This is a genomic window from Cognaticolwellia mytili, from assembly GCF_002104475.1.
Lineage (GTDB): Bacteria > Pseudomonadota > Gammaproteobacteria > Enterobacterales > Alteromonadaceae > Cognaticolwellia > Cognaticolwellia mytili.
Map to the genome: position 1 here is coordinate 34,989 of NZ_NBOF01000002.1, position 21,090 is coordinate 56,078.

The following is a 21,090-nucleotide window of genomic DNA, read 5'->3' on the forward strand; positions in this document are numbered from 1 at the left end:
TAATAATAAAAGTTAATTTTGAAGGTACTGGTGTGAAGACGTTTGATTTTGTAGTTGTAGGTGGAGGCTCTGCGGGCTGTGTATTAGCTGATAAATTATCAGCCTGCGGTAATTATAGTGTTTGCTTGCTCGAGGCAGGGAAAAAAGATAAAAACTGGTTAGTACACTTACCTATTGGTATCATCGCCTTAATGCGAAATCGCACGTTAAACTGGCAATTTAATTCTCAACCAGAAAGCACCTTAAATAACCGTTCAATATACACTCCTCGTGGTAAAACTTTAGGTGGTAGTAGTTCAATTAATGCCATGTTGTATATTCGGGGACAAAAGCAAGACTATGACCATTGGCATAGCCTTGGTAATCAAGGTTGGAGCTATAATGATGTTCTCCCATACTTTAAAGCGCTTGAGCATCAAGAACGTGGCGCAGATGAATACCATGGTATCAATGGCCAACTCAATGTGGCTGACTCCGCATCAAAGCCAACTGTCAATGAAGACTTTATTCTGTCAACCATTGCTGCGGGCTTTCCGGAAAACAATGATTTTAACGGCGCTACTCAAGAAGGAGTCGGTTATTACCAGGTCACACAAAAAGATGGTTTACGACACAGCGCAGCAAAAGCTTTTTTGACTCCTAATTTACATCGTAAAAACTTAACGGTTATCACGCAAACACAAGTCGAAAAAATTATCATTGAAAGTGGCGTTGCTACGGGTGTTAGCTTCAAACATAAAGGAGAACTGCAATCGATTAACGCAAGTAAAGAAGTTATCTTAAGTGCTGGCGCTATTAATTCCCCTCAAATATTAATGCTTTCAGGTGTTGGACCAAAAAGTGAATTAGAGCGAAATGATATTAAAGTGATTCATGCACTTGAAGGTGTCGGGAAGAACCTACAAGATCATGTTGATATTCTCAATGTCGCACAACACCAAAGAACAGAAATACTCGCTTATCGCCCCAAAGCAATATGGTGGGGTGTAAAAGAAAGCATTAAATTCCTTGCTAAACGAGCCGGCTTATTAACAACCGTTATTGCAGAAAGTGGCGGATTTATCAAATCAGATCCAAGCTTAGCTGAGCCTGATTTACAATTACACTTTGTGCCGGCAGCAATGGATGATCATGGTAGAAATAATAAATTACTGTGTACTTACGGGGTGGCAATACACGTTTGCTTACTGAGGCCTAAAAGCAGTGGCACTATTACTTTAAACAGTAATAAAATTAGCCAACACCCTCGCATTGAAATGAATATGCTTGCTCATCAAGACGATATAGATGCGATGATAAAAGGCGTGAGAATTGCAAAGAAGATTCTTTCAACACCACCACTATCGACCACACATGTAAAATATATTTTTCCAAGTAATAATTGCAGCTCCGATCAAGAAATTCACGAATTTCTAAAAAATAAATGTAATACCATCTATCACCCTGTTGGCACCTGTAAAATGGGCCAAGATGAATTAGCCGTTGTTGACGATAAATTGAAAGTCCATGGCATTGAAAAACTTAGAGTCGTTGACGCTTCTATTATGCCGACTTTGATTAGCGGTAATACAAATGCACCAACTATGATGATCGCAGCTAAAGCGGCGGAATCAATTTTGGCTGATGCAATTAAAAATTAAAGAGCATTATTTACAAATAAAAAATAAAATTGAAACCAGATAGGTAATTGGCAGGTCAAATGCTTTAATCCAATCATTTATTTATGGTGACCTTTTTGAATACACTTATAAATCAAAAAAAACGTATAGCAGCGCTTTTATTAATGGTCTTATCGCTATTCTCATTTAGTGCATTAGCCGACGAAAGCACAGAAACAGTAACAGCACCTACGGCTCCAGCTTGGCAGTTGAAAACTCAGTCAGGTAGCGATATTTCTTTATCGAAATTTCAAGGACAAGCCGTTATTTTACACTTTTGGGCGACATGGTGTCCGTATTGTAAAAAATTGCAGCCAAAATTAGTAGAACTGGAGAAAAAGTATAAAGATAAAGGCGTAAAAATTGTCGCAATTAGCTTTAATGAAGATGAAGGTGCATTACCACAAGATGAATTAGCATCTCGTGGTTATAGTTTTATCACTGCTGTAAATGGTGATGAGGTAGCAATGCGTTACGGTGTAAAAGGTACGCCAACCACTTTTTTTATCAATAAAAATAACCAAGTGATATTTAAATCGACCAGTTCTGATATTTCTGATCCGCGTTTAGAGCTTGCCACTAAAGAAATAGCTAAATAAACTAAACGTAGGGCAAATGTTGCTTACCCTACGTTTCCTTTTACCTATTTTCCAACTAAATAGCACTTAATTGATAGAGTTGTTTTTTGTATTTTCGCTTTTGTTTAGGCTCATGTAGCCAAGGTAAAGATTGCTGTAAAATTGCAATCGCTTGTAATTTCTTTCCTTGTATTAAATATACTTCATGTAACTCTAAATAGGCTTGCTTGACATAAGGCGCAAGTTTAATGACCTTGCGATAGAAGCGCACCGCACTAGAGTGTTCATTTTGGCGCCTAGCTAACTGTGCTTTCTCAAGCCAGTGATATGGATTAGGATCATAAAAGCTTTCAATACGTTGTTTCATTTCTTTAGCTTTCTCAAACCTTTCTTGACCATTTAATAACACGACATAATTATCCAAAACACTAATATTAGAATCAGAGCTATCGATTGCAGCTAAATATAAACGTTCTGCATTAGCATCATCACCTCTTTTTTTATGCAATAGCGCTAGTAAATTCATCGCCGAGGCACTTTCACTATCTATATGATAAGCTTCACTTGCATAAGCAAAAGCACTATCTAGATTATTTTCTATATAGAATTCTGCTGCTTTATTGACATAATACATCGCTAAAAATTGATTCTTCTTTACCACTTTAGAGCTAATGTTTCCTTCTTGCGGAAAGTAATCTATAACAATGGCAGGACGACCAAGGTAAATAAAGTTATTCTCAGGCACAAAACTGGGATCATAAAGCAATGATTGCACATGACTTGATGACAAAATAACATTACCATGTTTTTCGTAGATAGGTAGGGAGTGCATTTTACGATAGTCTATTTCGACTCCAACGAGTCTAGAGAATGCAGTCGTTAATATAGCTAAACTCATACAGTTGCCGCTATTATTCATCATTGCTGCACTAGCAGTATAAGTTTTACCGTAATAGGTAAAACTAGATAATTTATTTTCTAAAAAATACCGAATAGCTTCATGGGGCAAATAGCCTTCATTAATTTGTTGATTATAAAAATCTAAAAAAGTCTTTTTTTGCAGCTTTGTAAGTAGATATAATTTTTGCTCAGAAATAACAGGAGCAACCATTTCAAATAGCTTGAGATTAAGTGGTACAGGTTTTCTATTAGCCGATGTATTACTGACACTAGTGCAACCAATAGTGGCGATCATAAAAATAGCTAAAACCCAGTTGACTTTTTTTAACATCATCAAATCCTTATGCTCATACACCTTCAAAAAACACAATTATCGTTCGAGAACTGCATATAATAAAGACATACAATTAAAATACGATAAGATTCGTAATACACTTTATAAAAAATAAAGTGTGCTTTGTCTAGCACTTTTATTTCAGTTAATATAGAAAGCAACAAAATTAAGTAGCATCACATGCTCTCCTACTGACTCTGTGTATATTCATATAAATTATTAGATTTAAACATCCCCATACAGGTAAAAACCAATATCAGGATATTTTAACGTCAATTACTAACCATTCATCCTAATTTGTAAATCGTGCTCTTGTACCGAACTCATATGCGACATAGAATTACTGCAAGCTTCAAAGCGATGTGTACCCGTCTCAATTGAAGATGAAATTTCAGCGTAAAGCTTAGACATCAACTCTGCCTCTAAGGGCAAGCAGCTTCAAGTGCAAAGGGTGTATACAAACTATCGCATTGAGTAAATCTTCGTATCCATTTGGAAATAAACCAAAAAGGTAATTTAATGAAAACTCGTTATCTAGCACCTCTTGCAGTCACCATTGCTTTGGCTGGTTGTCAGCAGAACAATGCTCCTGTAAACGTAACGCAAATTGAGCAAAAAGTTCAAAATAGCGCAAATAACCCATTCTTTGCAGAATACGACACGCCATACGGTATTCCACCATTTGATAAAATTAATAAAAGCCACTATTTACCGGCTTTTTATCATGGTATTGAGAAAAATAAGATTGAAATTGATGCACTGACAAAAGTTAGATCTCGTCCTACATTTGAAAATACCATTGTTGCCATGGAGAAATCTGGCGATTTTCTAAATAAAGTTAGTAATACCTTTTATGGTTTAACTGGTTCAATGTCTGATGAAGAAATGCGTGCTATAGCGAAAGAGATATCGCCAAAGCTATCAGCCTTAGGTGATGACATTGCGTTAAATGATGCTTTATTCCAACGCGTAAAACAGGTGTATGACCGAAGAGAGCAACTTGAGCTTCGCACAGATCAAAAACGTCTTTTAGATAAAACTTATAAAAGTTTTGTTCGCGGTGGTGCAAACTTAAATGATGCTGACAAGCTAAAGCTACGTAAATTAAATGAAAAGCTTAGCGGTCTTAGTTTAAAGTTTGGTGAAAACTTATTAGCTGAAACCAACGGTTTTGAAATGGTAATCGATAATAAGGCTGACCTTGACGGATTACCAGAAGATATTATCGCTGCAGCGGCAGAAACTGCAAAAACACGTGGCCATGAAGGTAAATGGGTATTTACCACACATAGACCAAGTAAAAATCCATTTTTAACCTACTCAACAAACCGTAAACTGCGCGAAACGATCTACAAAGGGTACACCATGCGCGGCAACAACGGCAATGTGAACGATAACCAAGCTATCGCTAGTGAAATGGCTAGCCTTCGTTACCAAAAAGCACAGTTATTAGGTTATAAAACCCACGCACATTTCGTGCTTGAAAATGCAACAGCAAAAACGCCTGAAAATGTTTTTGAGTTATTAAATAAAGTTTGGCCTGCAGCGTTAGAGCGTGCAAAAGAAGAAACAGCAGATATTCAAAAAATGATCGACGCTGAAGGTGGTAAGTTTGAAGTTGCTGCTTGGGATTGGTGGTACTACTCTGAAAAAATTCGTAAGCAACGCTACGATATTGACGCATCAGAAACTAAGCCATACTTTTCATTAGAAGCGACACAGCAAGGTGTTTTCTATACTGCCGAGAAACTTTGGGGTGTAACCTTTAAAGAGCGTGATGACTTACCTAAATACCATAAAGATGTACGTACATTTGAAGTTTCTGACCGCGATGGTAGCTACATTGGTATTTTCATGGTTGACCATTACGTGCGTGAAAGTAAACGTGGTGGCGCTTGGATGAGCAGCTTCCGTAAACAATTTAAAATGAATGGCGAAGACGTAACGCCTATTATCTACAACGTATTAAACTACCCTCGCCCTATTGGTGACCAACCAACCTTGTTAACGTTTGATCAAGCATCAACCTTATTCCACGAATTTGGTCATGCAATTCAAGGCTTATTGTCTGATGGTTATTACCGTTCACAAACTGGTACATCACTACCTCGTGACTACGTAGAGTATCCTTCGCAAGTGATGGAAAACTGGATGACTGAGCCAGAAGTATTAGCAAATTTTGCTAAACACTACAAAACAGGGGAAGTTATTCCTCAAGCACTAGTAGAGAAAATTCAGGCATCAGGCAAGTTTAACCAAGGCTTTGGCACCACAGAGTACCTTGCAGCCGCATTACTGGATATGAGCTGGCATTCACTTGAAACAGCTGAATTACAAGATGCTAATAGCTTTGAGAAAAACGTTTTAAAAGAAATTGGTTTAATTGAGCAAATTGCTCCTAGATATAAAACCGGTTATTACTCACATATCTTCGCGGGTGGTTATTCTGCAGGTTATTATGGCTATATTTGGTCAAATATTTATGACGCTGACACTTGGTTAGCATTTAAAGAAAATGGCATATTTGATCAAAAAACGGCTGAACTTTATCGTAAACATGTATTAGAAAGCGGTGGAACTGACGATCCAACGGTAATGTACCGTCGTTTCAGAGGTCAAGATCCTAAAGTCGAAGCGCTTATTGAGCGTCGTGGCTTAAGTACTAAGTAATTATGCTTACCTAGAATATAAAAAGGGTCGCTAACTAGCGACCCTTTTTATTATCTTATTGACTAAGTACAAACCTACTCATTTTACTGTAAGTACATACTACCTTCAAAAAAGCCAAATACAGTTTCAAATGCAGGTTGTTGATATTGCTTTAAACCAGTATCACGAAAATCAATATCGACTTGGCTGCGTGTTAATGCTTTTTTGATAAATGTACCTGCAAGGATTTCTACAGGTAAATCTTTGATTAACTGAATTGCTGCTTCTAATTTAAAGCCAACAGGACCACCCGCAAACTTACCTTTTAGTGCACGGCCTTTAATAACAACTTTATCAACTTTGTAGTCTTCCATTAACTTTGCAAAAGTCGCTTGGAAGTACTGAACTTCTTCGGCATCACCAGCATCAACAAGGCTAATTTTCTGTACGCGCGTTTTAGGTATGTCGTACAACCCATTTTCTTTTGACATGATACAAATAATTGCATCGTTACCTTTTAACTCAACACCACATATTTTCATAAATTAACCCCATTTCTATTGTGTGCGTTATTATAAATTAGTTTTACTTAAGCTGCAGTGTTTTCATACATTTAAAGTAAAGCTTATCGCTTTTATTTCTTCGTTAAATCTTCGATATTGGCGGTTGCTAAATCTTTAGCTAACACAATATCATGTTGTTTAGTAAATGCCATGTAATCAGCAACCGCATTAGGATTGCCCTTATTTCCTTGGCAAACCGCTCTTTGATATTCATAACTAAAAACATCAAACCATAAGTCGAGCAAATTAGCATTGGTTTGCTCTCCTGTTAGCGATAATACCTGTGCAGCAACTTCGGCGGTCGCTAACTCAGTATTATTTGCTGCCACACGAATTTGATATCGAGAGCTTATTTCTGCATCACTTTCAGGCGCTTTAGGTGTAAATGATACAACAGGTAGATTTTGTAAATATGGACTGCGACGAAACATTTTTTTCGCTTCGCGCCAACTACCATCAAGCATAATAAATAATGGTCTTTTACCGGAAGAAAGCACCACTTCATTATCGAAAATTTCTCGCTCTTCACCCGCATAGTCTTTCGGGAACACAATCATAGGTTGCCAAATAGGATTGGCTAACAGTGCAAGTACTTCTGGGTTTTCTTCTGTTCTCGACCACAAAAAGGCATAAGTATCTGGTATTAAATCAGCAATAAGCTTACCGGTGTTACTCGGCTTTAACACTTCGGTATCGTACATTAATAATAAGAAGCCAGCATTAGATTCTACATTTGGTGTCAATGAACAAATACAAAATTTTTCAGCTAATCGGCACAGCTCACAACGGATCACTCGCTGCCCCCTCGACTTATAAGTCGTTGTGCTTAAACTTTTACGATATTGATGAAGTCGTTGAACTGCGTGCATAAGTGATCTATCAGCTGATTTTGGGGCGCTACTTTAACGTGCAGTTTCAGCCTTAGCAATAAAAATACGATAAAACACGGTAAAAAGAATAATATAATTTCGAACATACACACTAAAACGCATTGACACCTAATGATGCACTAATGCTTTTAAAGATATGCAATCTGCGAGAAGCCTGTACATAAAAAGCGCTAAGGTACTAACCCTAGCGCTTCTATTGAAAATCAGATTATAACGTAATCACTTAATCATAAAAATCAGTCGACAGATTAAATCTCATTATGTGATGTTTTTTGACTAGCAGCGATGAAGTTAAAACCCGCTATCTCGTCAATTTCATCTTTTAATTGTTCTTCCATTTCATCAATCATGATCACTGATTGACAAAGTGCTTCACCACGTTTTTCTAAACCTTCGCCACGCGACTCCATTTCATGTTCTATTTGTTGTCCAAAGTTTTCCATACGTGTTTCAAAGGCATCCATATTACCGCCAGAAAATAATATTTCTTGGCCAACGGCAATCATTAAACTACCAATAGAGTTTTGAATTGTACTTTCAACCGCGGTTTCAATACGTTGTTCAAAATCGTCGCCGAAGAAGTCATCACCAGCAAAACCATCTTCATCAATGTAGAAGTCTCTTGAACCGTCAAACTCACTATCAACTTCAGTACGGATAGTCGTTAATTGCGTGGTTAAATCTGCACTAACATTATTCCCTTCGCCTAATAACTCATTGAAGGCAAGGTTAACTCCGTCAATCGCTAAGTCGATAGCATCAAGCGCAATACTTTTCACTTCAGGTACCACATTACGGATACTTGTTGAATATTCTGTTAATAGCGATTGCTGGCTACTGGTTAAATCGATTTCTTCACCATCCACAATAAGCGTGTCATTATTAACAATGGTATATAGTGGAGATTTATTTTTAGAGAAGGTAATTTCTTTGGCGCTAATATTAACACCACCATTTAAATCTACGTTACATGACTCACTAGAAAAAGAACTGTCATGAGCATAGCTTGTTGAACTTGCGATAATTAATGCAGTAGCGATCAAAGTTTTCATATTTACCTTCCTTTATAAACTAATCAAATATAGAGTTTTATTAACACCCTGTTATCAATATTGTTTACAAGTCTAATGCCAAAATAAAAACAGCTAATTATCAATAAGTTAAAAAACAAAGAAAATTAGAAAATAAAAAAATGACTAATATTTAGTTAGATAGTAAATATAATGGTTAAATTAATATTAAAAATGAAATACAAATGTGATTAATAGACAAGTCTTTGCATTTCAAACAAACGAGACTTACAACGAGCAAACTCAAAAGCCAATTGGCTGCCTTGATAAAGTTCATTAATATCAACATCTGCTTCAATAATAAGACGAATACCTCTATCGTAAAACTCATCAACTAAGGCGATAAAACGCCTTGCTTCATCATCTAAACCTCTAAGTTCTCCCATCACTACGCCGCTACGCTGGTAACTGTCTTCTACCCCTGAAAATACAGCAGGGATAAGCTCGCCACTAAACTGTGGCACACTACTAATTAGTACCACTTTGAACATATCAGCCAATTTAATATAGTCTCGTTGGCTACGCGGTCCAGAGCATATGGCCATAAAGTCAAACCAAACAACATCATCAGCTAGTGCAAGGTAATCGATATTTCTATGGTGAATTGTTATTGAGCTTTGATACTGCATAGTTTCGCTAGCAAGTTCGGCAAAGTGTTGCTTGAGAAAAAGCGCTTCGCTATTGGCTTTTATATGAAAATCACGATAATGACAGGCTGTAGACTCTTCTTCATTTAATCGATAATCATGTGGACCATCAATTGAAATGACTCGACAATAGCAATTGATAAGATCAATTGTTGGTAAGAAACGTTCTCGCTGTAGGCCGTTTTTATAAAGCTGCACAGGTGCGCAATTTGATGTCGCGATGAGTGTAATACCAAGAGAAAACATCGCATCAAACAACCCTGCCAGTAACATCGCATCAGCAATATCGTTGACAAAAAACTCATCAAAACAAAGAACATCAACATCCTTTGCCCAAACGTTAGCAATGAGAACTAAGGGGTTAGCTTGACCATTAAAATCACCCAACATTAAATGCACACTTTCCATAAAACGATGAAAATGCAGACGCTTTTTACGCGTAATATTAAGCTGTTGATAAAACAAATCCATCAGCATGGTTTTACCGCGTCCGACACGACCATGAAAATAGATGCCTTGAATAGGACCTTGTGATTTAAAAAGTTGTTTTACTATGGATGTTAGCTTACGATGTTTGAATTTTTCGTTTAAGCTTTGTGATAACTCTTCTAGTGCAACAACAGCACGATATTGTTCTTCATCTGGCTTTAAATCATGTGATTGAATTAACCGATGATAATACTCAATAACCGACATAATTTTTCTTCAGGCATAAAAAAAGGGCAGACAATGTCTCCCCTCTTTTTTAACACTATTTAATAGTTTAGCTAGCATTGCCAGCCAAAAGTATTAATTAAAGTGCTACGATGTTCTCAGCTTGAGGACCTTTTTGACCTTGAGTAACAGTAAACTGTACTTTTTGGCCTTCAGCAAGAGTTTTAAAACCGTCGCCAGAGATTGCAGAGAAATGTGCGAAAACGTCTGGACCAGATTCTTGCTCGATGAAACCGAAACCTTTAGACTCGTTGAACCATTTAACTGTACCAGTAGTTGTATTAGACATTTTAATTATCCTATTTATTCGTAATTGATGCCTCAAAAATAAGGCGATGTTGCAGGAAGTGTTGCTATTACTTATTAAACAGGACGAGCTACTTACTAATATAACTTCGAAACTTTGTACATAAATATAGGTCTTACTTTCTAGCTGAGATGGATAATAGAGATTTCCTGAGAATAGTCAAGCCGTTTTGACGAAAAACCAGTTTTCTTTTAAAAAAAAGAATGAATAGTGCTTAAAATCAACAATAACAGGCAATACCTGACTATTCGGTCAACTAGCTTAGTCAGTTTGAAGCATAATTAGTTAACTTTGACTTTCACTGTATTATTAGTATCGCGGCTTTTTTTAATGAGCTCATCACCAATGACTGTCTGCGTAGATTTAGCAAGCCGGTCATAAAGTAACACATTAACACTGGCCGCTAAATTCATACAGCCAATCGTCGGCACATAAACTACTGCATCAGCTCTATCAATAACTTCCTGGGCAATTGTGCCATCTTCAGGTCCAAAAATATAAAGTGCATTTTCAGGGTGCTCAAAATCAGGCAACGATATTGCGCCTTCAATTAAGTCAACACAAATAACCTGCTGCTCAGGCAATATATTGTCAATTAAAGACTCAGCCGCATTTAAAGGAATTTTACGAGAAGCATCTTTTGTATCAGTATGAAATTTTGCAGCTCTTGCATATCGAACACCCGTGTAACGTACTTCATTTACTTGATAACAACCAGCTGCACGCATAACTGCGCCAACATTCGTTGGACTTTTAGGATCGGTTAATCCAATAACAACATTTTCTTTTTTCATTTCTACCAATACTTTTAGCTAAAGCGAGTTAATTCTGCGCAATTTTGCGCTGCAATGAAAAAGACTACAAGAAGATTTTATTAAAACCCTAGTAAAAAATATATATTTAAACAGCTGGTACTTAGCGTTTGGAATAAATGACAAAAACATCTCTAACATAGTGACTTGTTTCTGATAGCATCATGCTTAGCTTATTTTCATTTTTAAAAAGTAGAGTCATTACATGATCTTCAAAACAAACACATTTAAAAAAGTCCTCTCTGGTATTATCTGTTTTTATGCAAGCTCAGTTATCGCTAGCGACGCACCATTAGTTTCCATTGATAGCCACGATACATTTTTTGCCAATATCAAAAAACATTGTGGCAAAGCCTTTCAAGGCAAAGTCGCCATAGATAATGCAGAAGGTGACAGTTTTGCTAACAAAGAACTCATTATGCATGTGAGAAAATGTAGTGACGATAAGTTAGAAATACCGTTTCATGTTGGTGATGATGCTTCAAGAACTTGGATAATCACTAAAACAGGCTCAGGACTTTCATTAAAACACGACCACCGTCATCAAGATGGCAGCCATGATGAATCAACTATGTATGGTGGGCATACCAATGACGCAGGTTGGTCACAAGTTCAGTCTTTTCCTGCCGATGAGTATTCAAAACAGCTATTTGTTAAAACAGGTATCCCGCAATCAGCAGGAAATACTTGGCAGATGTTTATCTACCCAGAAAAGTTTAGTTATCGCCTTATTCGCCAAGGTCGTGAATTTCGTGTCGATTTTGATTTGCTGACACCAGTTACGCCACCAGCAGCACCTTGGGGTTATAGCGATAGATAACGAAGGCTAATTTACAAGTCGAGGGATAATTTCTTCAACTTGGAAATAAGCAGTTACATTTCCGTTCTCTATTTTCCGTCAAATGGTGGAACTTTAAAATAATGATTTAGTCGAAGACTAAGTCATTATTTTTATATTACATTATTGATCTATCAAGCAATTGAAAGGGAATATCATGAGAAGAAAAGTTTCAAACTTATTTAAAGAAAACAAATCTCTACTACTATTTATTAGCTTAATGCTAGTTTTTCGCAGTGCAGTCGCCGATTGGAACGATGTTCCTACTGGTTCAATGAAACCAACCATTGTCGAAGGCGATCGTATTCTCATTAATAAAATGGCTTATGACTTAAAACTCCCTTTCAGCCAGCAAACATTGGTTAAATTTACCGACCCTGAACGTAACGACATCGTGATTTTTGAATCAAAAGTTGCCGACAAGCGCTTAGTTAAAAGAGTAATAGGTATTCCAGGAGATACCGTATCATTGGTTAAAAACCAGTTACATGTTAACCAAGAAATTGCCAACTATAAAGTGCTCGCAATAAAAAATGATTACGTACTAAGCGAAGAAAGCATTGCCGGAAATAAACACTTGATACGCACTAAAGTGCAACCAGGTAATGCTATGCAGCCAACGCGAGCTAACTTTCGTGAAATAACCATTCCCGAAGGCTTCTACCTGATGATGGGTGACAACAGAGATAATAGCGCCGATTCACGTTCGATTGGCTTAGTCCCGCGCGAAGAAATCATTGGTCGTTCGAGTAAAGTCGCTTTTTCTTTAAACTATGACAAATATTTAATGCCACGCAGCGATCGTTTTCTAAAAGCGATTTAAGTATAAATTCTATATTTGAAGTGTGATGGTTAAGCTAAAAATTTTCTTAATTTAACCATCATGTTTTTTCACAACTCTACTTTGCAAATTAATTGCTTATAAAGCGAATGCCTACACCGTCAGTGCCTGCCACTGCTCTAGCGCGTCAGCTTGGCCATTCTTAGCTTTGATATATAAGTTAAGTAAACGAATTTCATGGCACTGCTTCTCTTCTATCGGCTTGGCTAATACTTCAATTAAAGAAATACCGGAACGCTTTAATGTCTCCTCAAAGCGAGAAATAAAATCACCTGTGGTGTTAATGGTCGTTGAATGCCCTTGATAACCTTGAATCACTTGGTGGACATCAAATCGTTCATCATTGCAGTGGTATATCGCATCATCACCGCTTTTTCCTAAATGAAAAACGTTGTTGCGCATATAAATAATGGTGACATCGGTTTTATCTTTTAAAAAATGAATCAATTCATTTAACTGAAAATGAAAGCCACCATCACCAATAATAACCACAGCTCTTTCATCTTTTGCATTGTCTTGAATACGTTGAGCTACAACACGCGCATATGGTAGTGCAGTCCCCATAGCACCATACCAAGGATTCGTTAGCCAACCACGCCCTAAAGATGATTGCTTCACCTTTAAGCTATAACTCGCAAAATATGAATTTCCCACTTCAGGTAAATATACTAAAGCGGTATGAGTCTGGCTCTGTATGTGATTTAACGTACTGGCTAAGTTATTAAAGTCAACTTCATGCTCAAAGTTTACTGTTTTGCATTCAAGCTCTGGTGCGAAAAAATCAAATACTTTTTCGTGACGTTGCAGTAATAATTGAAATATTTCGATCAGATCTTGCTCTAATAAGGTGCCACCTTTCAGTAAGGTTTTATTAGTCAGCAATTCAATTTTATGTGTGCCCGTTGCGAACGCTATGTTACTGTCTTGCGGTAAAATACTGCTAGCGACATCAATAACATAATCTACTTTATTTTCAATATAGTCTCGACCTGAGGATTGTGTGAAAACGCCATTATATGCACCTAAACAAAGCGAGTCGAATTCATCAAAAATTCCTTTGGCAAACCAGCTTGTTGCATAAGGAATGTTAAATTTATTAGCAAACGCCATTAGTAATCGTTGTAAGGTTTTATTGTGCTTTAACCTATCGCCTAAATACAGCACCGGAAACTGAGCACTCGCTAGTTTTTCAATAATGGCATCAACGACTAATTCAGAGCCTGTAAGTACGTGCTCACAACCACATATTTCACCAACAAGTTTCGGCAGTTGAATTGGTTGTGTCTTTTGGAACACTTGGTCTCGAGGTATTTCGATAAAAACCGGTTGTTTGGTTTTATAAGCATGAGCCACTAATTGATAAAAGCGCTCTCCCGCAACATTTGGGTGTCCATCGGCTCTTTGTCCTTGTAAGCGTTCAACTTTCACGCCTAATGCTGCAAAAGCATTTAAGGCATTATCATATTCAGTTTTCCAAGCGGTATTAGGGTGTAAAGTATGATGAATAGCTAAGCTATCTACCTCGGCTTCAGCAGGTGCTCCAGAAATAAAAACAACAGGCAAACCTTCAGTAACCGCCAATGCGGCGGCAGATGCACAAGGTAAACTGCCCACCATATAAGTTGATAAACAAAAACCGATACCATCAACTTCAGCTTTTGCACAAGCAGAAAACCCGGCATGCATTTCATTACTTGATGGACAAATTGCTACTTTAGGGGCAATAGCTGCGATTAGATTAGCCGCAAAATCACCACCTACACCATAAATTCGCTCAGCACCAAAAAACTGAATAACATCGGCAATAACATTGCCTAAAGTGGGCAGGCTTTCATTATAGGTCTTGCCTAAATTCATTTCATATGAAATCGACACTTAAAAATCCTTAAACACTATTTTCACAAAGAGCGAGGACTTTACTAAGAATGATTAGGCTCACGACTGATCAAGATCATCTTTCTACGTTCATTTTAATATCAAGGTAAGGTTTGCTTGGCAGAATATATTTACAGGCAATGTAAAGTAGGATATTTGAATGAAAAACAACTTTTACATTACATAAACCTAATATTAGCTCTTGTTGCTTTACACAAAAAAATTTATTATTTATGGACTTTTAATATAATAACAATGACGTAAATTACCTTATGACTTTATCGACTCTTTCAAAAATATCAATTGCTGCACTTACCTTTGCCAGCCTTTCAGTTTCCGCGACCATCGTAGAATTTACAGTTTCATATGGGACGTCTACTGAAACATTCAAAGTTAACTTACACGATGAAACGACCCCAATAACTGTCACTAACTTCCTTAAGTACGTTACAGATGAAGATTATAATAACACTGTAGTACACCGTGTTGAGCCAGGGTTTGTTATGCAAGCTGGTGGCTTTGAATTTACAGGTAAGCTCCCTTTAGACGCCATTCCAACAGATAATGCCATTAAAAATGAACCTATATATTCAAATGTTAGAGGCACTATTGCTATGGCAAAGGTTAGTGGCAATGAAAATAGCGCAACAAGCCAGTGGTTTATAAATTTATCAGATAATAGTGGCGGTGATCCAAAGTTAGATATTCAAAACGGTGGTTTTACTGTTTTTGGTGAAATAGTTGAAGGCATGGATAAAGTAGATGCTATTGCCGCTTTATCTCTTTGCGGTAGTACACCAATGCCAAACTACACGGCCGAACAATGCGCTGATACAAGCTTTGTTCCAGGCACTGAAAATTTTGTCACCATAGTATCGGCGGTGGTTTCTGACTCGACAGTAAACTCGGCTGATAGCCTAACACCAGTAAAAAACACCTCAATACCCGTTACACCACCGGTAACACCTACACCACCGAAGTCTAGCAGTGGCGGAGGATCTATCGCTTGGTTTGGTTTAGCCTTTACAGCCTTAGTTTCAATTCGACGTTTTTTTAAAAAATAGCATTAAGTCTTAACCTTTGCATTCCAGTGCTGTTGGAATACTCAAACTAAAAACAGCCCTAATTAGGGCTGTTTTTAATATTTAAATCTACAACGCTATGAATTAGCTTCTGCGTTGTTTTTCACACCAAGAGTCTATTAAAAGCCTAGCTATCGACTCTTTTCTTGGCAACTTAGCACCTTCTACATCATCACCCCACTCATAAAAATTAGCAAGTTGTTCAGCAGTAAACCAATCAGCACTGCGTAACTCTTCTTCTTCAAGATTAATTTCAGTACTTGTTGCGCGTGCGATAAAACCTAGCATCAATGAATTTGGAAATGGCCAAGGTTGAGAATCCACATAGCTGATCTCAGTAACAGTAATTCCTACTTCTTCAAATACTTCGCGACTGACCGCTTCAGTCAATGACTCTCCAGGGTCAACAAAGCCCGCAAGAGTGGAGTAAACTTGTTCAGATATTCGATGATGCTCTGCGAGTAAGCACATTGCAGGCCCAACTTCAGGCTGATACTCAACAAGCATAATAACTACAGGATCGGTTCTTGGAAATTGCTCTTTTTGGCATTTATCGCTCAAGCATTGCATTCTATGGCCACCATCTAGAGGCTGTGTTTTATTGCCACAAGAGCCACAGTAAACAGCACTTTGTTGCCAATGAATTAAAGCCTTAGCATAACTTAATATCGAAGCTTGCGCAGAGCTTAACAATGATAGAGAACGCCTAAAATCAATAAATTTAGCAGTACGCTGTACTTTATTATGGCCGATACCTAACAGCCATTGTTCTAGCGCTGCTTCACCGAACTCTGATAAGTCAAAAACAAAGTGAGCGGTATCGCCTTCTAAACCTAAAAAAGTTAACTTATCGCTTTGGCTAATATCTGATATTGATAAAACATCATTACTTACACTATTTTCGTTTTGATGATAAACAAAGATTTCTTGCTCTAAATAAAGAAACTTATTTTGCCAATAGAAATAAAAGCAACTTTCATTAGCTAATATTTTATCAGCGAGCCAGGCTGTATTTTTTCTTAAGTGACTTGCTCTATCAAGTAGCATTTTGCAAAATGTTAGTTCACTGCTCATACTAAATTCCTTTTTAACTTTACGGCTGTTCAAATGACAACTGCCATTGTTTAGCCCATTGGCCTAGTGGCGATATAACTTCAAACAACCCTAAGCCAATTGACGTTAATTGATAACCTTGAAGGTTTTTTTCAATCAATTTCGTTTGTTGTAATTCTTTAAGACGAGTCGTTAATAGAGTTGGAGAGATATTCTCACAGCAAGCTTGTAGCTCGCTAAAGCTCAACGTCCCTTGCCGAAGCTGCCATATAATTCCTAAGGCCCAAGTTCGACCTAATAAATCAAGCAATGCCATGATCGGTTTACCTGATTTAGAGCCTCGCACTGGTGTTCCCGGTATAGGTAGAGCCATATTACTCCCTTTAAACTAACAAGTTATTTTTATCTGCTGACAAAAATTTAACTACATATTATGTAGTAAGCTACATAATATGTAGTTAAAAGGCAAGTAAACCGATAGTTACGATATGAAAAAATGGCTTAATCAGAGCGCTAAAACTATAAATTGACCTTGCTACGTAGTGATTTGGTTTCACCCTTTTTCTTTTTATTCTCTACTCGACGCTTTTGAGAGTTTCGGGTTGGTTTGGTTGCTCGGCGGGCTTTCTGTACTACCATTGCGGCTAAAATTACTTCCTTTAACCTTTTGAGTGCATCATCTTTATTTTGATCTTGTGTTCTAAAAGACTGAGCTTTAATGATCACTACACCATCAGCAGTAATACGGCTATCTTTCAACATTAATAGCCTCTCTTTATATATTGTAGGCAAAGATGAGCGCTTAATATCAAAACGTAAATGAATAGCAGTAGCAACCTTATTAACCCGTTGACCGCCATTACCCTGTGAGCGAATAGCATTAAGCTCTACTTCCCATTCTGCTAGAGTAATTGAATTAGAGATATCTAGCATTGAATTCCACTGCAATTTTTATTGTCATAAGTTTCTTACGCTTAAATGGCTTATTTTTATAGCTATTATCATATCAACACAATATTCCTAAAATGAAATTTTAAAAAATAAAAAAGGAGGCTACTGCCTCCTTTGATATAAAAAGCATAAAATTAATTCAGGTTCATTTCTTGCACTTTTTCATGAGCAATTTCAGGTGCTGTTATCGCTGGTTTACTGTGTAAATTCGCTTTTAGTAAACCTTTACGATGCTTTAATGCCGCATCTAATTTTTTTGCTGCGCCTGCGATGGCTGGATACATCACATCATCATTTGCCGAAGCAGAGATGCGACCGCCTTCATAGGTTGTTCGCAGCTCTACATTATGTTTGTTATGTTCTTGCGACAAAATTACATCTAGAGAAATTAGTGTTGGAAAATGTGTCGCTATTTTTGAGAATTTTTCATGGATATGTTCTTTGATTGAATCAGTAACGTCGACATGATGACCTGAAAGATTTATTTTCATAGGTATTCCTTTTTATTGGTTACTCATTATCAATACTTGGGTCTAATTGATAAAAACGCAAGTCAAACACAAAAAAAATTCTAATTAATTTTAACTTTGATGATTTCCCAATAGTTTTACTAACACCAAGCCATTGCAAACTTTATGAGCTCTTTCAAATGAGTATCTCGAGTAATTCTATCTATGATTTCCGAAAAATTTACTCAAAGCATTAAACAATGCAAGCATTTTTAAAGTTGATTCGGTTATAATCGAGCTTATAGTTACGTTTATTTTTACCCTTTTAAAGAGATTTCTGAATGTTTGATGATATAAGACCTTATCGAGATGACGAGGTAGCTGCAGTAATCGAAAAGTTAATTAATGAAAGAGGTTTACAAGTTTCAATTGCCAGCTTGAAACTGCCAAAATTATATCGATTTTTTCCAAGTTTTGCTTGTTCAATTGTTAAATTGTCTTTAAAGTTTCGTGCAAAAAAGTTTCACAACATTGAACAAATTCAAATAGAAGTTGCAAAGTATCTTCACCATTTAATTAAAAAAAGTACTGATGGTTTTAGCTTCAGCGGCATAGAAAACTTAGATAAGTCTAAGCCAGCATTATTTATCAGTAATCACAGAGATATTGTTTTAGATGTCGCCTTAGTCAATTTAGCACTTTATAAAAATGATATTAATACCGTAGAAGCTGCTGTCGGCGATAACTTACTACATCAACCTTGGGTTGCTGACTTAATGCGTATTAACAAAAGCTTTATTGTTAAACGTAATGCCGAAAATAAACGTGCCATGCTAAAATCATCAAAGCAGCTATCTGCTTATATTCATGATACCGTAGCAAACCGTCAGCAAAACATCTGGATTGCTCAGCGTGAAGGTCGCGCAAAAGATGGCATTGATAAAACAAATTCAGCATTGATTTCTATGTTATTGCTCAATAAAGATAAACAGGTGCCTATTGAAGAATATTTAGAACAACTAAACATTATACCTGTGTCCATTTCCTATGAATTTGATCCTTGTGACAATGATAAAGCCATCGAGCTTGCGGAAAAAGAAGCAACAGGTAGCTACGTCAAGCAAGAAGGTGAAGATCTTAAAAGCATCACTCAAGGTCTAGTTGGCCAAAAAGGTCGTGTGCATTTAGAGTTTTGCCAGGCTATTAAAGGTGATTTTGCGGACAGTAAGGCTATTGCAGCGACGATAGATAAAGAGATTATTGCTAATTATAAGCTTTATAATAGTAACTTAGTTGCCCATGCCACATTAAATCGGCAACAAGCTGATACCTCGGTACTCGCACAACTTAACCAACGTATGGAATACCTCTCTGATGAGCAAAAACACTGGCTATTAACTATGTACGCTAATCCTGTTTATGCTAAAGAGCAGCTTGCCACTGGTATAGTTTAAATAACATGAACCCTGATTAGTAATTATTGATTATGAAAATATTACCGTATTTAAACTCGTTCAATTGAGAAGTGAACTGGCTACTCAAGAGTACTTACTTAAGGATGCCCCCAATTATTCAATACACTTGAAGCACTGGGGGCATTTATAGTTAGCAGAAATATAAGTGAGATCTCAACCTTATATTTAGTTGCTACTTAGAAAATACTTCTAATTCATCAATTTCTATATAGTTATCACCATAGTTCGATGTTACTTTAATTCTAAATATTTTCGCTTCTACTTTTTCTGGCAAATCAGCACGCTGATCAATTGTTTTTGATAACGAATATTTACCCTGTTCTTCAAAGCTTTGACCATCAGCTGAGGTCAGAATAGTGATCCCTTTAGGGCCTCGACCTAATTCAGCAGCTTTTGTATTAATTAACACCCTAAATCCTGAAACACTCACTGGTCTATCAAATTCTACTTGCAGCCAGTAACCATCTGTCGGCACAGTCTTCTCTTTCTTAATTAACCAAATACCACGGCCAATAAGTGTTCCTTCTTCTTCAACTATTTGTGCGCCAAAGATATGGCCATCAAAGGCAGCGGCAGCGACATCAGCACTATAATACCCACTTGCGCTATAGTTAGATTCCGTTAGATTATTGGTATAAATTTGAGAAATACTGCCAAACGTACCTCTTCTTTCTAATGAGTCTCCTACTTTGTCATCATCATCAGCGTTTCCATCACCTTTGAGCAAAGCCAAATATTCAATAGCACATTCTTCAGAGCTGTTTTCAACGTAACCTATTCTAATCGTTTCTTGAGTTCTACGAACTAAATTTAGAACATCAAACCAATCATCAGAATAACTATGTCCGCGTTCAAACGTCATTAGCCAATCACTATCTTCATTATTAGTGCAAGTAATGGGCTTATTTTCAGGTACTAATAGACCAACTTTGATAGTTTCCGACTTCCCTACAAGAATATCTGTAACTTTACCCTTAAATTCAGCAACATCAGCGTTAGAAAAAAATGAAAGTGCGGCGAACGGTAAAGTAAATAACAATGACTTGGTCTTCATATTGTACCCCTTAATAAATATTACTAACGCTAAGCAAACTTAATGCCATTAATTTGTCAAAAAATTGGACTGGTGAGTGAGTATCATTATCGAAATTAAGCCAGCAGATAATCGGTAAATTTGGTATTTTGTTTGACATGAAATGGATAAAATATAATTTTATCCATTTAATTAAGGCTTGTTGATTTACTAATCAATCTGAACATAGGTCAAATAAATGACAAGCGAGCGGTGTTTTTCATAGCAAGTTGATTATTTTTGGCTAATTAATAGCTCTTAAGGGCAAGGAAAATGTTTCATATAAAAAGAATTATTATCTCAACATCAGATCGACCCTATGTTTAGTTTAA

At 36.8% G+C, this 21,090-nt stretch carries 21 protein-coding genes; 7 read left to right on the forward strand and 14 right to left on the reverse strand.

Annotation, left to right across the window (positions count from 1 at the left end; translation table 11 throughout):
* The first annotated feature begins 32 nt into the window (after positions 1 to 32).
* A complete protein-coding gene (locus tag B7C41_RS05140; protein ID WP_085297745.1) occupies positions 33 to 1,640 on the forward strand; it encodes a GMC family oxidoreductase in 1,608 nt (535 codons plus the stop codon).
* 95 nt (positions 1,641 to 1,735) lie between these two features.
* Positions 1,736 to 2,257: a TlpA disulfide reductase family protein gene (locus B7C41_RS05145; protein ID WP_235839612.1), complete on the forward strand. Its 522-nt coding sequence runs from the start codon at positions 1,736 to 1,738 to the stop codon at positions 2,255 to 2,257.
* A gap of 55 nt (positions 2,258 to 2,312) precedes the next feature.
* Here B7C41_RS05145 and B7C41_RS05150 read toward each other — a convergent pair whose 3' ends face one another.
* On the reverse strand, positions 2,313 to 3,470 hold the full coding sequence (locus tag B7C41_RS05150) for a tetratricopeptide repeat protein (RefSeq protein WP_143764307.1): 1,158 nt from the start codon (positions 3,468 to 3,470) through the stop codon (positions 2,313 to 2,315).
* Between the two features lie 279 nt (positions 3,471 to 3,749).
* Positions 3,750 to 3,881 carry a hypothetical protein gene (locus tag B7C41_RS20510; protein ID WP_268875397.1) on the reverse strand — a complete coding sequence of 44 codons (132 nt, stop codon included), beginning with the start codon at positions 3,879 to 3,881 and terminating at the stop codon, positions 3,750 to 3,752.
* 108 nt (positions 3,882 to 3,989) lie between these two features.
* On the opposite strand from B7C41_RS20510, the gene B7C41_RS05155 reads away from it, so the two are divergent.
* A complete protein-coding gene (locus B7C41_RS05155) occupies positions 3,990 to 6,140 on the forward strand; it encodes a M3 family metallopeptidase (protein WP_085297747.1) in 2,151 nt (716 codons plus the stop codon).
* 83 nt (positions 6,141 to 6,223) lie between these two features.
* On the opposite strand, the gene B7C41_RS05160 is transcribed toward B7C41_RS05155, so the two are convergent.
* The 6 genes from B7C41_RS05160 to B7C41_RS05185 all read right to left on the reverse strand — a co-directional run bounded on the left by B7C41_RS05160 (position 6,224) and on the right by B7C41_RS05185 (position 11,104).
* Positions 6,224 to 6,661, reverse strand: coding sequence for a DUF3010 family protein (locus B7C41_RS05160; RefSeq protein WP_085297748.1), 438 nt, complete (start codon positions 6,659 to 6,661; stop codon positions 6,224 to 6,226).
* A gap of 92 nt (positions 6,662 to 6,753) precedes the next feature.
* Positions 6,754 to 7,551 carry a tRNA-uridine aminocarboxypropyltransferase gene (locus B7C41_RS05165; RefSeq protein WP_085297749.1) on the reverse strand — a complete coding sequence of 266 codons (798 nt, stop codon included), beginning with the start codon at positions 7,549 to 7,551 and terminating at the stop codon, positions 6,754 to 6,756.
* Between the two features lie 269 nt (positions 7,552 to 7,820).
* Positions 7,821 to 8,624 (reverse strand): DUF2884 family protein, encoded by an 804-nt coding sequence (locus B7C41_RS05170; protein ID WP_085297750.1) that lies wholly within the window; start codon positions 8,622 to 8,624, stop codon positions 7,821 to 7,823.
* Positions 8,625 to 8,833: 209 nt separating this feature from the next.
* A complete protein-coding gene (zapE, locus tag B7C41_RS05175) occupies positions 8,834 to 9,985 on the reverse strand; it encodes a cell division protein ZapE (RefSeq protein WP_085297751.1) in 1,152 nt (383 codons plus the stop codon).
* Between the two features lie 97 nt (positions 9,986 to 10,082).
* Positions 10,083 to 10,292, reverse strand: a complete 210-nt coding sequence (locus tag B7C41_RS05180) for a cold-shock protein (RefSeq protein WP_077287100.1) — start codon at positions 10,290 to 10,292, stop codon at positions 10,083 to 10,085.
* A gap of 299 nt (positions 10,293 to 10,591) precedes the next feature.
* Positions 10,592 to 11,104: an RNA methyltransferase gene (locus tag B7C41_RS05185; protein ID WP_085297752.1), complete on the reverse strand. Its 513-nt coding sequence runs from the start codon at positions 11,102 to 11,104 to the stop codon at positions 10,592 to 10,594.
* 223 nt (positions 11,105 to 11,327) lie between these two features.
* Here B7C41_RS05185 and B7C41_RS05190 point away from each other — a divergent pair, with 223 nt between their 5' ends.
* Entirely contained in the window at positions 11,328 to 11,942 is a 615-nt protein-coding gene (locus B7C41_RS05190; protein ID WP_085297753.1) for a hypothetical protein, read from the forward strand.
* Positions 11,943 to 12,117: 175 nt separating this feature from the next.
* A complete protein-coding gene (gene lepB, locus B7C41_RS05195) occupies positions 12,118 to 12,783 on the forward strand; it encodes a signal peptidase I (protein ID WP_085297754.1) in 666 nt (221 codons plus the stop codon).
* Between the two features lie 111 nt (positions 12,784 to 12,894).
* On the opposite strand, the gene B7C41_RS05200 is transcribed toward lepB, so the two are convergent.
* Positions 12,895 to 14,676 (reverse strand): thiamine pyrophosphate-dependent enzyme, encoded by a 1,782-nt coding sequence (locus tag B7C41_RS05200; protein WP_235839614.1) that lies wholly within the window; start codon positions 14,674 to 14,676, stop codon positions 12,895 to 12,897.
* Positions 14,677 to 14,948: 272 nt separating this feature from the next.
* Between B7C41_RS05200 and B7C41_RS05205 the strand changes: the two genes are divergently transcribed.
* Positions 14,949 to 15,740 (forward strand): peptidylprolyl isomerase, encoded by a 792-nt coding sequence (locus tag B7C41_RS05205; RefSeq protein WP_085297755.1) that lies wholly within the window; start codon positions 14,949 to 14,951, stop codon positions 15,738 to 15,740.
* Positions 15,741 to 15,842: 102 nt separating this feature from the next.
* Here the strand turns inward: B7C41_RS05205 and nudC are convergent, their stop codons facing one another.
* The 4 genes from nudC to hpf all read right to left on the reverse strand — a co-directional run bounded on the left by nudC (position 15,843) and on the right by hpf (position 18,253).
* Positions 15,843 to 16,832 (reverse strand): NAD(+) diphosphatase, encoded by a 990-nt coding sequence (gene nudC, locus B7C41_RS05210; protein WP_085297756.1) that lies wholly within the window; start codon positions 16,830 to 16,832, stop codon positions 15,843 to 15,845.
* A gap of 19 nt (positions 16,833 to 16,851) precedes the next feature.
* The gene (locus B7C41_RS05215) at positions 16,852 to 17,184 is read right to left on the reverse strand and encodes a winged helix-turn-helix transcriptional regulator (RefSeq protein WP_085297757.1); all 333 of its coding nucleotides are present in this window, start codon (positions 17,182 to 17,184) and stop codon (positions 16,852 to 16,854) included.
* A gap of 146 nt (positions 17,185 to 17,330) precedes the next feature.
* Complete coding sequence (gene arfB / locus B7C41_RS05220) at positions 17,331 to 17,744, reverse strand: alternative ribosome rescue aminoacyl-tRNA hydrolase ArfB (RefSeq protein ID WP_085297758.1); 414 nt, start codon at positions 17,742 to 17,744, stop codon at positions 17,331 to 17,333.
* Between the two features lie 152 nt (positions 17,745 to 17,896).
* Positions 17,897 to 18,253, reverse strand: coding sequence for a ribosome hibernation-promoting factor, HPF/YfiA family (hpf, locus tag B7C41_RS05225; RefSeq protein WP_085297759.1), 357 nt, complete (start codon positions 18,251 to 18,253; stop codon positions 17,897 to 17,899).
* 299 nt (positions 18,254 to 18,552) lie between these two features.
* On the opposite strand from hpf, the gene B7C41_RS05230 reads away from it, so the two are divergent.
* The gene (locus tag B7C41_RS05230; RefSeq protein WP_085297760.1) at positions 18,553 to 19,665 is read left to right on the forward strand and encodes a 1-acyl-sn-glycerol-3-phosphate acyltransferase; all 1,113 of its coding nucleotides are present in this window, start codon (positions 18,553 to 18,555) and stop codon (positions 19,663 to 19,665) included.
* Positions 19,666 to 19,858: 193 nt separating this feature from the next.
* On the opposite strand, the gene B7C41_RS05235 is transcribed toward B7C41_RS05230, so the two are convergent.
* Positions 19,859 to 20,740 carry a discoidin domain-containing protein gene (locus tag B7C41_RS05235; RefSeq protein ID WP_085297761.1) on the reverse strand — a complete coding sequence of 294 codons (882 nt, stop codon included), beginning with the start codon at positions 20,738 to 20,740 and terminating at the stop codon, positions 19,859 to 19,861.
* Positions 20,741 to 21,090 lie beyond the last annotated feature (350 nt).

Bases quoted from the DNA above. Each gene is read 5' to 3' on its own strand.
- B7C41_RS05150 (WP_143764307.1), bottom strand. From the start codon at position 3,470: ATGATGTTAAAAAAAGTCAACTGGGTTTTAGCTATTTTTATGATCGCC.
- B7C41_RS20510 (WP_268875397.1), bottom strand. From the start codon at position 3,881: ATGTCTAAGCTTTACGCTGAAATTTCATCTTCAATTGAGACGGGTACA.
- B7C41_RS05155 (WP_085297747.1), top strand. From the start codon at position 3,990: ATGAAAACTCGTTATCTAGCACCTCTTGCAGTCACCATTGCTTTGGCT.
- B7C41_RS05160 (WP_085297748.1), bottom strand. From the start codon at position 6,661: ATGAAAATATGTGGTGTTGAGTTAAAAGGTAACGATGCAATTATTTGT.
- B7C41_RS05165 (WP_085297749.1), bottom strand. From the start codon at position 7,551: ATGCACGCAGTTCAACGACTTCATCAATATCGTAAAAGTTTAAGCACA.
- B7C41_RS05170 (WP_085297750.1), bottom strand. From the start codon at position 8,624: ATGAAAACTTTGATCGCTACTGCATTAATTATCGCAAGTTCAACAAGC.
- zapE (WP_085297751.1), bottom strand. From the start codon at position 9,985: ATGTCGGTTATTGAGTATTATCATCGGTTAATTCAATCACATGATTTA.
- B7C41_RS05180 (WP_077287100.1), bottom strand. From the start codon at position 10,292: ATGTCTAATACAACTACTGGTACAGTTAAATGGTTCAACGAGTCTAAA.
- B7C41_RS05185 (WP_085297752.1), bottom strand. From the start codon at position 11,104: ATGAAAAAAGAAAATGTTGTTATTGGATTAACCGATCCTAAAAGTCCA.
- B7C41_RS05190 (WP_085297753.1), top strand. From the start codon at position 11,328: ATGATCTTCAAAACAAACACATTTAAAAAAGTCCTCTCTGGTATTATC.
- lepB (WP_085297754.1), top strand. From the start codon at position 12,118: ATGAGAAGAAAAGTTTCAAACTTATTTAAAGAAAACAAATCTCTACTA.
- B7C41_RS05205 (WP_085297755.1), top strand. From the start codon at position 14,949: ATGACTTTATCGACTCTTTCAAAAATATCAATTGCTGCACTTACCTTT.
- nudC (WP_085297756.1), bottom strand. From the start codon at position 16,832: ATGAGCAGTGAACTAACATTTTGCAAAATGCTACTTGATAGAGCAAGT.
- B7C41_RS05215 (WP_085297757.1), bottom strand. From the start codon at position 17,184: ATGGCTCTACCTATACCGGGAACACCAGTGCGAGGCTCTAAATCAGGT.
- arfB (WP_085297758.1), bottom strand. From the start codon at position 17,744: ATGCTAGATATCTCTAATTCAATTACTCTAGCAGAATGGGAAGTAGAG.
- hpf (WP_085297759.1), bottom strand. From the start codon at position 18,253: ATGAAAATAAATCTTTCAGGTCATCATGTCGACGTTACTGATTCAATC.
- B7C41_RS05230 (WP_085297760.1), top strand. From the start codon at position 18,553: ATGTTTGATGATATAAGACCTTATCGAGATGACGAGGTAGCTGCAGTA.
- B7C41_RS05235 (WP_085297761.1), bottom strand. From the start codon at position 20,740: ATGAAGACCAAGTCATTGTTATTTACTTTACCGTTCGCCGCACTTTCA.